Raw genomic sequence first — 11,796 nt, forward strand, 5'->3', positions numbered from 1 at the left:
CTCAGCCGTCGATGCCCGCGACTTTCTCCAATTCTTCCAGTGCGGTGCCGAGGTGGGTCAGGAGTCGCTGCAGACTCGGCAACTCCTTGCGAGCGCCGATGATCCCGAAATTCACCTGGTCCGCCGTCGTCGTGACCGTGATGTTGAGCGCCAGTCCCTCCATCGCGATGGACACCGGATAGGCGCCGTCGAGCCGGGCACCGTTCCAGTAGAGCTGCTCCGCCGGCCCGGGCACGTTGCTGATGATCAGATTGAATTGCGGCGGTGTGTAGCGGACGAAACCCGGGACGGGTGCGAGTGCGAGCGGTGCGAACGCGGCGGCACCGAACATCAGCGCCTGCAGCGGGGACAGACCACGGATGACCTGCTTCGCCTTGCGGGTGGAAGAGACCACCGTGGCGAGGCGTCGTTCCGGATCGGGTTGGTCGGTAGCCAGGTTCGCCAGGATGGCGGTGACCAGATTGCCCTCGGATGCGTCGTCGGAGTGCATGGAGACGGGGATGGCCGCGACGAGCGGTGCGTCCGGCAGGTCGTCGCGGTCGATCAGGTACGAGCGCAGCGCTCCTCCGCACATCGCGACGATGACGTCATTGAGGGTGATGTCGAGCGCGGAAGCGATGGCGCGGAGCCGTTCCATCGGCCACTGCTGGGCGGCGAACCGGCGCGCGCTGCCGATCGGGACGTCGAGCATGGTGCGCGGCGCCGGGACGAACGGAGAGGCGAAGTCGTCGTCGGTGACGGCTGTCCACGCCACCCGGGCCGCGGCCGGGGCCGCCCCGACGATCTGTCCGGCGACGCCGACGGCCTGCCCGACCAGGCCGGTCACCGCCGAGAGCTTCGGTATGCGTGAGCCCGACGCCGACGTGGTCCGTGATCGTCGAACGAGCCGGGGATCCCACCACGCGGTGCCGTTGCGATCGTCGGGATCGGTGGACAGCGAATTCTCCAAGAGGCGTAGCGCGGAGACGCCGTCGACCAGTGAGTGATGGATCTTGGTGTAGATGGCGACGCGGCCGTCCTCGAGTCCGTCGATGATGTGGAGCTCCCACATCGGGCGGGTGCGGTCGAGCAGGGCGCTGTGGTTGAGCGACACGTAGCGCAGCAGCTCACGGATGCGTCCCGGGCGCGGGAGCACGGCCCGCCGCACGTGATAGTCGAAGTCGATCTCGTCGTCGTGGGACCAGGCGGCGTAGCCGAACAGTGAGGCCGGCGATGCGGGTCGCTTGCGGAACAGTCGGCGCACATCGGTGCAACCCTGGAAGGTCTCGAAGATCTCCTCGGCGAGTTCGGTTCCCGATTGCCCTTCCCTGGGCACGAACAGCTGGAGTCCGCCGACATGCATCGGTTGCTCGCGGGTCTCCGCGATCAGGAACATGGATTCGGTGACCGGCATATAGGGCATCGTGGCGACCTCTGGATCTCGGGGTGGGGCACCGTGCGGGCAGTGCGATCGTCTCAGTATCAGCCTCCGACCGGCCCCCATCTCCCGATTGGGTCAAGTGGTGATCAACGACTCAGCGGTCGGTGTCGGGGGAGCCATGATCGCCTACCGTGAGATCGTGCATCCGGCAGCTCGAGCGGTTCTCGTCGTCGTCGTGACCGTCGAGCTGATCGTCACGATCGCGGCCACCTGGGTGTACATCTCGTCGTCGGGGCGAGTGCTCGACGAGGGCGACGTGCCGGTCGGTTCGACAGCCCTGGTACTCGGATCGCTGGTGGACGACGGCGAGCCCGGCGACTATGTGCGCGGTCGTCTCGACACCGCAGTCGACCTCTATCGCTCCGGACGCGTCGACCGGATCATCAACTCGGGCAACGGTTCTGCCGCTGCTGGTGATGAACCCGCAGTGATGCGCCACTATCTCGAGCAACACGGTGTCGCCGCCGACGACATCACCGACGACCCGCTCGGCATGGATACCGAGGCGAGTTGTCGTCGCGCCCACGAAGATTTCGGTGTCCATGCCGCGGTGATCATCACGCAGGACTTCCACCTGTCACGAGCGATCGCGTTGTGCCGGAGCCGGGGGATCGACGCAACCGGGGTGGCGGCCCGTTGTGACTGCCCGGAGTGGACAGTGCTCCGCAACCACCTTCGCGAACTCATGCTGGCGCGTCCGCGAGCGTTGCTGGGCACGATCAGCGGCCGGTGAATCAGCGATGAGGCCGGTCAGCGGTTGAGCGTGAGCGGCAGACGGGGGCGCCCGGTGAGGTACAGAGATCCGGGTACGCGGCGCAGGATCTCCACCAGCACCAGTGAGCCCGCGATGGTGGCGACGTAGGTGACCAACGTGCCCCAGGGCTGGCCGAGCGTGGCCAGGATCCAGGGCCGGCCGCCGGACTGCGGCTTGAGCAGGAAGTACAGCACCAGTACGTGTCCGAGGAACACACCGAACGAGCGGTTGGACGCGAAGGAGACGGCTCGGGCGAACCGCGGCGTGACGTCGCGCCAGGTGCTCGCCCAGTGCGCGGCGGCTGCGTACAGGCAGGTGATGGCCACGACGATGAAGGGGATCAGGGTCGGATGGAAGGCGGAGTTGCTGTCGTGCACCGGCTTTCCGCCGAACCAGACTCCGGACAGGTACGTGCCGACGGCGAAGATGCCGGTCGCCAGCAGCGCACCGAAGAGCCACCAGCCCTTGCCCGCGAGCCATCGGGCGGTGGCGTCGCGATGAACCGCGGCCACCGCGCCGTACAGGATGAAGAACTGGTACGGGATGAAGGTCGCGTAGTGATGCCACCAGTACTGCGCGATGGGGGCGGGCGGCTGCCAGAAGGTGATGGTCGCGGTGATCGCGAACTGCACGGCGAGGCTGGCTGCCAGAAGCTTGCCGTGATGCCCACCGGTCGCCCGGACCAGCCACAGCACCAGTGGAAACAGCAGGTAGACCTGGAGCATCACGAACAGGAAGTACATCTGGAAACCGGACAGGCCCCAGCCGGCCAGCCTGCCGAACTCGGCCAGGCTCCCGACCGGATTCGACAAGACGTCGCCGATACGGTCCTTCGCCCACACCTCCTGCACGAGCCAGTAGATCGCCGACCAGATGAGGTACGGGAAGATGACCAGCTTGATGCGTTTGCGCCAGAACCCCGTCGTACTGAAGTCGGCCTTGTCGAAGTTCTGATACATCAGCACGAAGCCGGTCAGCGCAAAGAAGGTGTTGCGCGTGAAATGCAGCAGCAGCGACGCCGTGTTGACCGGCATGCTGGTGAACTCATCGGTCGTCTGCGTCAGGCAATGGACAAAGATGACCAGCGAGAACGTGGTGACCCGGATCAGGTCGAGGTGGTGGAGGTAGGCCTTCCGGCCTACGCCGCGGACCGTCTGTCCGGAGCGTGCGATCGTGCCCGCGCCCTCGTCGGTGGCGCTACCTCGCTCCGGCGCAAAGGTGGTCACGCGTGTCTCAGCCCCAAACCGTTGATGGATTTCTCGGTTCCGAGGGGCTCGCCCGTGAGTCCTCGGAGCTCGTGGCGATCGGTCGCGGCCCCGCGCCTCCCGCGTGGGCGCCCGCGGCACGAGCATCGGTTGACACCTTAACAGCGCAGTCTGGGGTCACCCTGAGATGCTGACCGGCGACGGCCGCGACTCATCGTCGTGTGACCGGGATCACCACCAGTGCAGTGACTTTGCGAGATCGGCCTCGACGGCCGGGGTGAGGCTGCGCACGAACGTCGCAGACAGATGGTGGTAGTCGTGCCAGACGACGATGTTGCCGACGACAGCGGGACAGTAGGTCGGCCCGCACATGGCGTCGGTGTAGTCGAGGAAGGTGGTGTTCGGGAACCGGGGGGCGATGGCCTGCGCCGGGTCGGTCGGTGCCATCGCGACGTCCCGTGGCACTCCACAGACCTGTGGTTTCTTGCCCTCGGCCAGACATTCCGGCGGCTTGAGCTGGCCGTGCGCCCACGGGTTGTCGCGTACCGCGATCACGCGTTGTCCACGATCCCGGAACTGCGCGAAGATGTCCTCGTAGTCCTGCGGGACGTAGTCGCCGCGAGCGTCCCTGCCCTCCACCGGTCGGGTGGAGTTGGTGAAGACGACGTCGGGCTTGTCGGCGGCGAGTCGGTTCATCACCCGCTTCGACCAGTCGTTGCACTGGTAATACTTCTGACCGAACCAGATGAAGACGTGGCTCGTGGTCAGTGCGCACCCGACCTTGAGATAGGTGGTCACCTTGAATCCGCGTCGCTTCCCGATGGCGTCGAGCGCGGTGATCCAGTATTCGGCGTGCGAACCGCCCACCAACGCGACGGTTCGGATGGCATTCGGGTCGCCGTAGACCCCGACCTTGATCGACGGGTCCTTCCAGCCACTGATGGCCGAGTCGTACGAGGTGATCGGCCAGTCCTTGTCGACCACCTCGGGGCTCGGCTGCGGGTCGACCTTCGGAACCGGTGCGCCGTCGAGGTAGGCGCGGGCTCCGGGGTACAGGCGGGCGTCGAGGTTCTCGGTGTTGACGGTGGCGTTGGCCGCGTTCCGCTGCCAGATGACGACGGTGGAACCCGCGACGACGGAGGTGATCAGGATGAGCGCGAGAAGTGCCCGCCGATATCGCGGTCCGAGCCCGGTCGACCGCCCGGCACGCAAGGGCGTCTCGATGAACTTGGTGGTCGCCCAGGCCAGCACCACCGAGATCGCGAGGATGGCGGTGCCCTCCAGCCAGTTCACGTGGTCCTGATACCGCCAGGCCAAGTAGAAGATCAGCAACGGCCAGTGCCACAGATAGAGCGCGTAGGCGATGGAGCCGAGCCAGACGAGACGCGGATGTGCGAGGACACTGCTGACCGAACCCGGCCCGGCCGTGGAGTCGGGCCGGGTGACAGCCGAGCCCGTCCAGATCAGGAGCAGCGTCGCGCCGACGGGCACGAGCGCCAGCACGCCGGGATACTCCTGCACGCCCGCGATCCACCAGCCACAGGTGACGATCAGGGCCAGGGCCAACACCCCGAGGACGTTGCGCATCCACGGCCGTAGCGCGAGCCGGGGCATCCAGACCGCGAGGAGTCCGCCGGCGAGTGGTTCCCAGAGCCGGGCGACGGTGTCGTAGTAGTTGAAGGGCTGGTTCACCGCGTGCCGGTGATTGGCCCAGGCGAACGAGACCAGGGCGACCGCGAGGAGGCTGAACCCGACGATGCCGCGGATCACCGAGGGATTCGACAGTGCGGAGAACCGTCGGGACAGGACGCGCAGGAGACCGCCGAGGGCCAGGGCACACAGCAGTGTCAGGACAAAGAACTGTCCCTGCATCGACATCGACCAGAGATGCTGCATCGGGCTGTTGGCGGAGTCCGCGGCCTGATAGTCCTGTGAATCGAGCGCCAGGTGCCAGTTCTGGTAGTAGAGCGCGCTGGCCTGCACCTCTGAACCGAGCGGCCCCCACCTCGTCTTCGGCATCACCAGGGCGATGAGCGCGGTGACGACCACCAGGATCACCAGCAGCGCGGGGAGCAACCGGCGCGCGAGGCGCGAGAACCGCGGCCACGGGTTGATCGCGGTCCGCCACGGCACCGATGCGGGTTGGGTGGCGATGACGTGCTTGAGCAACGACGCGACGAAGAAGTAGCCCGACAGCGTCAGGAAGACGTCGACGCCGCCGGAGACGCGTCCGAACCACAGATGGAAGATCGCGACGAGGGCGATCGCGACCCCACGCAGGCCGTCGAGATCCAGCCGATAACCGGACGTGTTGCCGGTCGCGGCGTCCTCGTTGGGCGTCGCTGTCGGGGTGGTTACGGCCGTGCTCACAGGCAGGGATGCTACTTGGCTCCGGTGGTGATTCCGGTCAGCAGTCGCCGTGTAGCCCCAGGCAGATCGGCAAACAGTGGGCGCACCGATATGCGCGCGCTGCGCCTAACCCTTCAACCGGACTGCGTCCGCGGGCACGCTGACGCCGACGGCATCGGCCGCCGCAGACACCGGGACAGCGACAGGCAAAGGGGAACGGCATGGCAGACGAGGGACGCAGGAGTGTGGGGGTGGTGGGTGCGGGCCTGGCCGGCGCAAGTGCGGCACTCGGCTTCGTCGAGGCGGGTTTCGACGTGACGCTTTACAGCGACAAGGACCGGGAATCGTTGCGCGACAAGGTGCCGCCCACCGGGGTGGGCGTGCTGTTCGGCAAATCGCGGGAGTGGGACGCCGAGATCATCGAGGACACCTACGACGTCGGCAACACCACCGGGATCAGCGTCCGGCTGCATTCGGGAAGCGGTGACGACCGCTCCGATGTGCTCGAGTTCAACCCCGACTACGGCTATGTCGCCCAGGCGGTCGACCTCCGTCTGCGCGCCGACGACCGGCTCGGCCGGTTCCTCGATCAGGGCGGGCGCTTCGAGGTGGGTGCGGTGGACGTCGACCGCCTCGACGAGATCGCCGGCTCCCACGACCTCACCCTGGTCGCGACCGGCAAGGCGGGACTCTCGGCGTTGTTCCCGGTCGACGGGTCGCGGACGCACTATCGGGAGCCGCAGCGCAAGCTGCTGCAGGTGACGCTCATCGGCCTCGACCACGGGCCCGACGCGTTCGCCTATCGCAGCAGCGGGGGCGGCAATCACTCCCTGTTCAACCTCGACAGCGAAAACGGGGAGATCTTCGTCGGCCCGTTCCTGCACAAGGACGCCGGCGCGACCTGGTCGTTCATCGTCTTCGCGAAACCTGACGGAGCATGGGCACCGACGATCGACGAGGTCGACGATGCCGGGTCGGCCCGCTCGGCGCTCGTCGACATCTTCACCGAGTATTTCCCTCACGACGCACCGGTGATCGAACAGTTGAAGGTGATCGAGTCGGACCCGGTGTCGTGGCTCACGGGTGCGGTCACCCCGACGGTGCGGCATGTCGTCTCCACCACCCGCGGCGGCCATGTCGTCGCCGCGATCGGCGACACCGCCATCGCGGTGGACCCGGTCGCAGGCCAGGGTGCCCAGAACTCGCTGATCCAGGTCGCCGAACTGGTGAAGGCGGCCAAGTCGCACGAAGGCGCGTTCGGTGCCGACTGGCTCGAAGCCGAGTTCGAGAAGCACTGGGAGCGGCGTGGCCGCGCGGCGGTCGAGGTCACCCGCCTCTATCTGGGCGATCCGGACTACGCCACCCACCTCGAACTCTCGTTCCCCGCCGCCGCCGTCGACGCCAACGTGGCGTCCGCGCTGTTCGGATTGCTCTCGGAGCCGAATCCGCTTCTCACGCTGGAGAGTCGAGAGGATGTGCTCGGGTTCATCGCCGCGGTGTCCGGCGAGCCCGCAGGCGATGTGCTGGGCCGATTCGAACCGGCCGGGCGGTTCAGTTCGGCGAGTGACAAAGTCGCGAGCTGAGGTGCCGAGCCGGCTGTCGGCGGCTCGTAGGTCAGTCGCTGCCCGGCGGAACGGCGGGGGTGAAGACGCAGTACATCCGTAGTCGGGTATGGGCGACGATCGTGTGACGCTCGTGCTGGTCGAGCAGATACATGGTGCCGGGTGCCAGGGTGTAGGTGCGTTCATTGTCGCGATCGATCAGCTCGCCGCTTCCCTCGATGAGCCATACCGCCTCGATGTAATCCGGGTAGTGCAAAGGCGTTTCGGTGTCGGGCGCGACAACGGTCTCGTGCAACGAGAATCCGACCCGGTCGTCGGCGAGGATGATGCGCTTCGACGTCCAGGTGTCGCTGTCGACCTGTCGGTCGGTGTCGGTGATCTCTGCAGTGGTGCGGACGATCATGTTTCTCCTCTCGTGACCGAGTTCATGAATGCGATGAGCTCATCGGTCGCTCGTCGGGCTTCCGGGATGTGCTTCATGATCCAGTTGTGAAACATTCCCGCATATTCGTGTAGTTCGGTTGGCACGTCGGCGTCGCGGCCGAGTCGTTCGATGTGGCGTGCGTCGGGCAACAGGATGTCCCGGTCACCGCTGAAAACGATGAGGGGAGCCGACCCGGTGAGGTCACCGAACGCAGGACTGATGTCGGGATCGTCGAGGGCACGTCCGGCCGCGTACCACTGTGCGGCCAGGCGTAAACCTGTGACGCCGAGCTCCGGGTCGCGAGGATCGATGGACAGCGAACCCGGATCGTCGGTTGCCAAGTCGATCCACGGCGAGAACAGGGCGATTCCGGCCGGCTGTCGGCGGCCCTGCTCACGGAGATGACGGGTGAGTGTGAGCGCGAGGGTGCCGCCTGCGGAGTCGCCGAAAACGAACCGGGCGTCGTCGCGGGTGCCGGCCATCACGACGTCGTAGGCGCGTTCGACCATCGGGATGATGCTGCGGTGGTCATGACCTGGCGCGAGCGGGTACATCGGCAGGCTGTAGGTACATCCGAGTCGGTCGACCATGCGCGAAGCAAACCGCCAGTGGTGCGGCTCCGGTGACTCCACGAAACCACCGCCATGCAGGTGGAACACATGCCATGAGCCGGCGGCCCCGGCCCCGGCTTCGTCTGCGCGGGAGACTGTGTAGCAGGCGTGGCCTGCGATCTCGTGTTCGGCGATTCGGTACCGCCGACGCATCCACGCCGGTGGCCGAGCCCGCTCCGGAGCTTGATGCTCGGCCAGCTTCTCGCGCATCGTGTCCGTATCCGCGTAGAAGCGTTTGTTGCGCTGCAGCCACAGTCGTGCGATCAGTGCCCGAGCTCGCAACGAAACCGTCAATCGGCTCACCCCCTCGGAGTATCCGTCTCTCGGCGAATCGTACGCAGGCGCCTTGTGAAGGCGAAGGCTCCGCACTCGTCCGCGCAGCCCGTCGCATGAAGAAGACGTCCGATGCCGTCGTGAAATAGAGTCGAGGCCTCATACACGGAGGTGTGACGTGACGGCTGACGACATGGAGCGGATCTGTGACGACATCGCGGCCAAGGCCGAGGGCAGGGTGCGCATCGGGGTTGCCGAATCGCTCACCGGCGGCAACATTGCCGCCCGACTGAGTCGTGCGCGGGGGTCGGGCGACTGGTTCTCCGGTGGAATCGTCGCCTACCGGCCGGAGGTGAAGTACGGCCTCCTCGAGGTCCCGGACGGTCCACTTGTCTGCGCGGCTGCCGCTGCGGCGATGGCGCGGAGCACGGCGCGGCTGCTCGACGCCGACCTCGTGGTGGCGGTTACGGGCGAGGCCGGGCCAGATCCGCAGGAGGACGAAGCCGGCACGGTCTGTTTCGGACTGTTCGACGGCGGCGAGACTGCGAGCGACGAGCGGCGTTTCGGCGGCGAGCCCGGCGAGATCGTGGCTGCCACCGTCGCGCATGCATTACGCATGTTGTTGTCGCGGCTGGACGGCTGACGCAGCACTCATGGCAGGACGAGACACGCCTCGGCCCCCGCTTGGTGTGGGAAACGATTCCGAGACTGAACAGTACGTATTCAGCCCGACTATTCGTCGTCGGCGATGCTCTTCATCGCCTTCCAGCCGTGAGTGACGAACGTCCCGATCACGGCGGAGATCTACGACGAGATCGCCGATCGGCTGGGTGACACCCCGATGCCCGGCCTGATCGTGCACCTCGCCATCGAGCACGACGACAAGACGGAGAGCTACCTCGACGTCTGGGACTCAGAAGCGAGCTGCGACAACGCCTTCGAGCAGGTTGTCCACCCTGCGGTACACCCAGTGCTCGCTTCGCGCGGCATCCATCCCCCAGGAGAGCCGCGGCGCAGGTCGACCACGGTGCTCGATGTCCGATTCGGCGACGGCACCTCGGTGCGCCCGGATCGAAACGCCTCCCACTAGCCGCGACCACGGCGTGGGGAGCGCCGTCCGCAATGACGGAACGAGTGGGTGGTTTCACCGGTGCGGGGGTACCGACACGGCGCTCCGAACGACCGTTCCTCTCCTCGACGACCAGTGGGCCGCGCTCCGACGGTGTCGAACGGCACTCGCCGCGAACGCGCGCTCGGTGACAGTTATTATGACAACATAATGTATGTTGCTCTGATGAACACTGGGACTCCGTTGTATGCACAGGTGGAGTCGGCGCTTCTCGCCCGTTTCGGGGTCGATCTGCGGCCCGGTGATCAGCTGCCGACAGAAGACAAGTTGATCGAGGAGTACGGGGTCAGCCGGATCACCGTACGGCGGGCGATCCAGAATCTTGTGGCCCGAAACCTCGTGGTCACCGAACGTGGTCGGGGAAGTTTCGTCGCCGTTCCGAGATTCAGTCAGCCACTCACTGCCTTGACCGGATTTGTCGAGGACATGGAGGCACGAGGATTGCGTTCGCGTGCGCGAGTGCTCCTGGTCGAGGAAATTGCTGCATCGACTGATGTCCGGGAAGCGTTGGAACTTCCGCTGGGGGCTGAGGTCACCCATATCGAGCGTGTACGTCTGGCCGCCGGACATCCAGTGTCCTTCGATCAGACCTACCTGCCGCTCGATCTGGGCCGGCTCGTCGCTCGCGACGACCTGGAGAACGAGCCGATCTTCACACTCTTGGAGACACGGCATGGCACCCCTTTGATCGATGCCAGTTACGCACTCCAAGCCAGTACCGCGCAGCCGGCGGTCGCGGACGCGTTGCAGATCGAGTCGGGGAGCGCGATCTTCCGGATCGATCGAACGTCGTACACGATTGGTCAACGGCCGGTCGACTACGAGGTATTGCACTATCGGGGCGACTCGATCACATTCACCACACGTCTCTCTCGGCCGGAAACCAACGCGGGTGCCGATCAGTGACCGGCACACTCTTTGCCGTGTTGCTGTTCGGCGCGCTCGCAGCGGGCGCTCTCGGTAGTGCGCTGGGGATGGCCGGGGGCATCTTCGTCGTGCCGCTGCTGACCCTGGTTGCACACGCACCTTTCGTCATGGCGGTGGGCGTGAGCCTGCTCTCGGTCATTGCCTGTTCGTGTGCCGGTGCGCCGAGCTTCCTTGCCGCAGGGTTGACGAACCTGCGTCTGGCCGTCGTTCTGGAGGTGGCCACGACAATGGGATCGCTCATTGGGGTGCTGATGATCGGCATCGTTCCGGGTCCCATGCTGTATGGCATCTTCTCCGCTGTCTTGCTGGTATCGGCGGTCCAATTGGCTACCGGTCGCCGCACCCAGGTCGGTCGAGCCCACCATGGTGGCCGATATCGAAGCGTTGCTGGTGCATTCGCCAATCACGATGGCAGCATCGTCTCGTATCAGGTCGTGCGGCTGCCATTGGGTGCGATGTTGATGGTTGGCGCTGGAGTGCTTTCGGCACTGTTGGGCATCGGAAGCGGAGTCCTCAAGATCCCCGCGATGGATTCGGCCCTGAAGATACCCATCAAAGCATCCTCTGCCACAGCAAATCTCATGATCGGTGCCACTGCATGCGGTGCGGCCGCAGCCTTTCTGCTCTCGGGAGACCTCGACCTCGGATCGGCTGCCCCTGTGATACTCGGTTCGCTTGCCGGATCGATTCTCGGCGCGAAGATTCTCGTGCGGGCTGCCGGTCCTGCACTCCGGATCGTTTTCATGGTCGTTCTCGTTGGTGTGGCGATACCCATGTCCGCCAGTGCGTTCGGCTTGAACTGGGGCGCATCCGCGTGAAGCAGAACCCTGTGATCACCACGAACGACCAACGCCTGGCCGGGAGACTGGCCACGCTGATGCGTGTTGGAACCGTGTCAATCGCCATGCTGTTGGTCGCTGGGACCGTCTGCTCATGGACCGACGCCGACGTCGCTGCCACCATCCTCCTCTCCGCCGGTTGCGGTCTGTTGGTCCTTCTTCCGGTCGTGCGGCTGGTGATGATGGTCGATCATTTCGCACGCTCGGCCGACAAACCGTTCGTCGTCATCACGGCGCTTGTGCTCGTACTCATTGCCGCGGGTGCTCTGATCGGGTGAGTGCCGGTCATCCCCGAACATCATC

At 65.8% G+C, this 11,796-nt stretch carries 11 protein-coding genes and 1 pseudogene; 7 read left to right on the forward strand and 5 right to left on the reverse strand.

Annotated features, from left to right (window positions below; genetic code table 11):
• Window position 1 precedes the first annotated feature (1 nt).
• Window positions 2-1,402 (reverse strand): WS/DGAT/MGAT family O-acyltransferase, encoded by a 1,401-nt coding sequence (locus tag ACPXCG_RS12355; protein WP_425792269.1) that lies wholly within the window; start codon window positions 1,400-1,402, stop codon window positions 2-4.
• 136 nt (window positions 1,403-1,538) lie between these two features.
• Between ACPXCG_RS12355 and ACPXCG_RS12360 the strand changes: the two genes are divergently transcribed.
• Window positions 1,539-2,153, forward strand: a complete 615-nt coding sequence (locus ACPXCG_RS12360) for a SanA/YdcF family protein (RefSeq protein WP_425792809.1) — start codon at window positions 1,539-1,541, stop codon at window positions 2,151-2,153.
• Window positions 2,154-2,170: 17 nt separating this feature from the next.
• Here ACPXCG_RS12360 and ACPXCG_RS12365 read toward each other — a convergent pair whose 3' ends face one another.
• Window positions 2,171-3,346 carry an acyltransferase gene (locus ACPXCG_RS12365; RefSeq protein ID WP_425792810.1) on the reverse strand — a complete coding sequence of 392 codons (1,176 nt, stop codon included), beginning with the start codon at window positions 3,344-3,346 and terminating at the stop codon, window positions 2,171-2,173.
• A 264-nt stretch (window positions 3,347-3,610) separates the two neighbouring features.
• Entirely contained in the window at window positions 3,611-5,749 is a 2,139-nt protein-coding gene (locus ACPXCG_RS12370) for an acyltransferase family protein (protein ID WP_425792270.1), read from the reverse strand.
• Window positions 5,750-5,949: 200 nt separating this feature from the next.
• Here ACPXCG_RS12370 and ACPXCG_RS12375 point away from each other — a divergent pair, with 200 nt between their 5' ends.
• Window positions 5,950-7,311 carry a styrene monooxygenase/indole monooxygenase family protein gene (locus tag ACPXCG_RS12375; protein WP_425792271.1) on the forward strand — a complete coding sequence of 454 codons (1,362 nt, stop codon included), beginning with the start codon at window positions 5,950-5,952 and terminating at the stop codon, window positions 7,309-7,311.
• A gap of 31 nt (window positions 7,312-7,342) precedes the next feature.
• On the opposite strand, the gene ACPXCG_RS12380 is transcribed toward ACPXCG_RS12375, so the two are convergent.
• Complete coding sequence (locus ACPXCG_RS12380; RefSeq protein WP_425792272.1) at window positions 7,343-7,693, reverse strand: ectoine synthase; 351 nt, start codon at window positions 7,691-7,693, stop codon at window positions 7,343-7,345.
• Window positions 7,608-8,619, reverse strand: a pseudogene (locus tag ACPXCG_RS12385) (alpha/beta hydrolase fold domain-containing protein); the annotation flags it as partial. The gene ACPXCG_RS12380 and the pseudogene ACPXCG_RS12385, both read right to left, overlap by 86 nt.
• Window positions 8,620-8,791: 172 nt before the next feature.
• On the opposite strand from ACPXCG_RS12385, the gene ACPXCG_RS12390 reads away from it, so the two are divergent.
• The 5 genes from ACPXCG_RS12390 to ACPXCG_RS12410 all read left to right on the forward strand — a co-directional run bounded on the left by ACPXCG_RS12390 (window position 8,792) and on the right by ACPXCG_RS12410 (window position 11,771).
• Window positions 8,792-9,241 (forward strand): CinA family protein, encoded by a 450-nt coding sequence (locus ACPXCG_RS12390; protein WP_425792811.1) that lies wholly within the window; start codon window positions 8,792-8,794, stop codon window positions 9,239-9,241.
• A 132-nt stretch (window positions 9,242-9,373) separates the two neighbouring features.
• Window positions 9,374-9,688 carry a hypothetical protein gene (locus ACPXCG_RS12395; RefSeq protein WP_425792273.1) on the forward strand — a complete coding sequence of 105 codons (315 nt, stop codon included), beginning with the start codon at window positions 9,374-9,376 and terminating at the stop codon, window positions 9,686-9,688.
• Window positions 9,689-9,892: 204 nt separating this feature from the next.
• Window positions 9,893-10,633, forward strand: coding sequence for a GntR family transcriptional regulator (locus tag ACPXCG_RS12400; RefSeq protein WP_425792274.1), 741 nt, complete (start codon window positions 9,893-9,895; stop codon window positions 10,631-10,633).
• Entirely contained in the window at window positions 10,630-11,472 is an 843-nt protein-coding gene (locus ACPXCG_RS12405; RefSeq protein WP_425792275.1) for a sulfite exporter TauE/SafE family protein, read from the forward strand. Before ACPXCG_RS12400 ends, ACPXCG_RS12405 begins: the two co-directional genes overlap by 4 nt.
• Window positions 11,469-11,771, forward strand: a complete 303-nt coding sequence (locus tag ACPXCG_RS12410) for a DUF1634 domain-containing protein (protein WP_425792276.1) — start codon at window positions 11,469-11,471, stop codon at window positions 11,769-11,771. The genes ACPXCG_RS12405 and ACPXCG_RS12410 overlap by 4 nt, the downstream gene beginning before the upstream one ends.
• Window positions 11,772-11,796: the final 25 nt, after the last annotated feature.

The organism is Gordonia sp. DT218 (genome assembly GCF_049847105.1).
Classification (GTDB): domain Bacteria; phylum Actinomycetota; class Actinomycetes; order Mycobacteriales; family Mycobacteriaceae; genus Gordonia.

Bases quoted from the DNA above. Each gene is read 5' to 3' on its own strand.
- ACPXCG_RS12360 (WP_425792809.1), top strand. From the start codon at position 1,539: ATGATCGCCTACCGTGAGATCGTGCATCCGGCAGCTCGAGCGGTTCTC.
- ACPXCG_RS12390 (WP_425792811.1), top strand. From the start codon at position 8,792: ATGGAGCGGATCTGTGACGACATCGCGGCCAAGGCCGAGGGCAGGGTG.
- ACPXCG_RS12355 (WP_425792269.1), bottom strand. From the start codon at position 1,402: ATGCCCTATATGCCGGTCACCGAATCCATGTTCCTGATCGCGGAGACC.
- ACPXCG_RS12375 (WP_425792271.1), top strand. From the start codon at position 5,950: ATGGCAGACGAGGGACGCAGGAGTGTGGGGGTGGTGGGTGCGGGCCTG.
- ACPXCG_RS12400 (WP_425792274.1), top strand. From the start codon at position 9,893: ATGAACACTGGGACTCCGTTGTATGCACAGGTGGAGTCGGCGCTTCTC.
- ACPXCG_RS12380 (WP_425792272.1), bottom strand. From the start codon at position 7,693: ATGATCGTCCGCACCACTGCAGAGATCACCGACACCGACCGACAGGTC.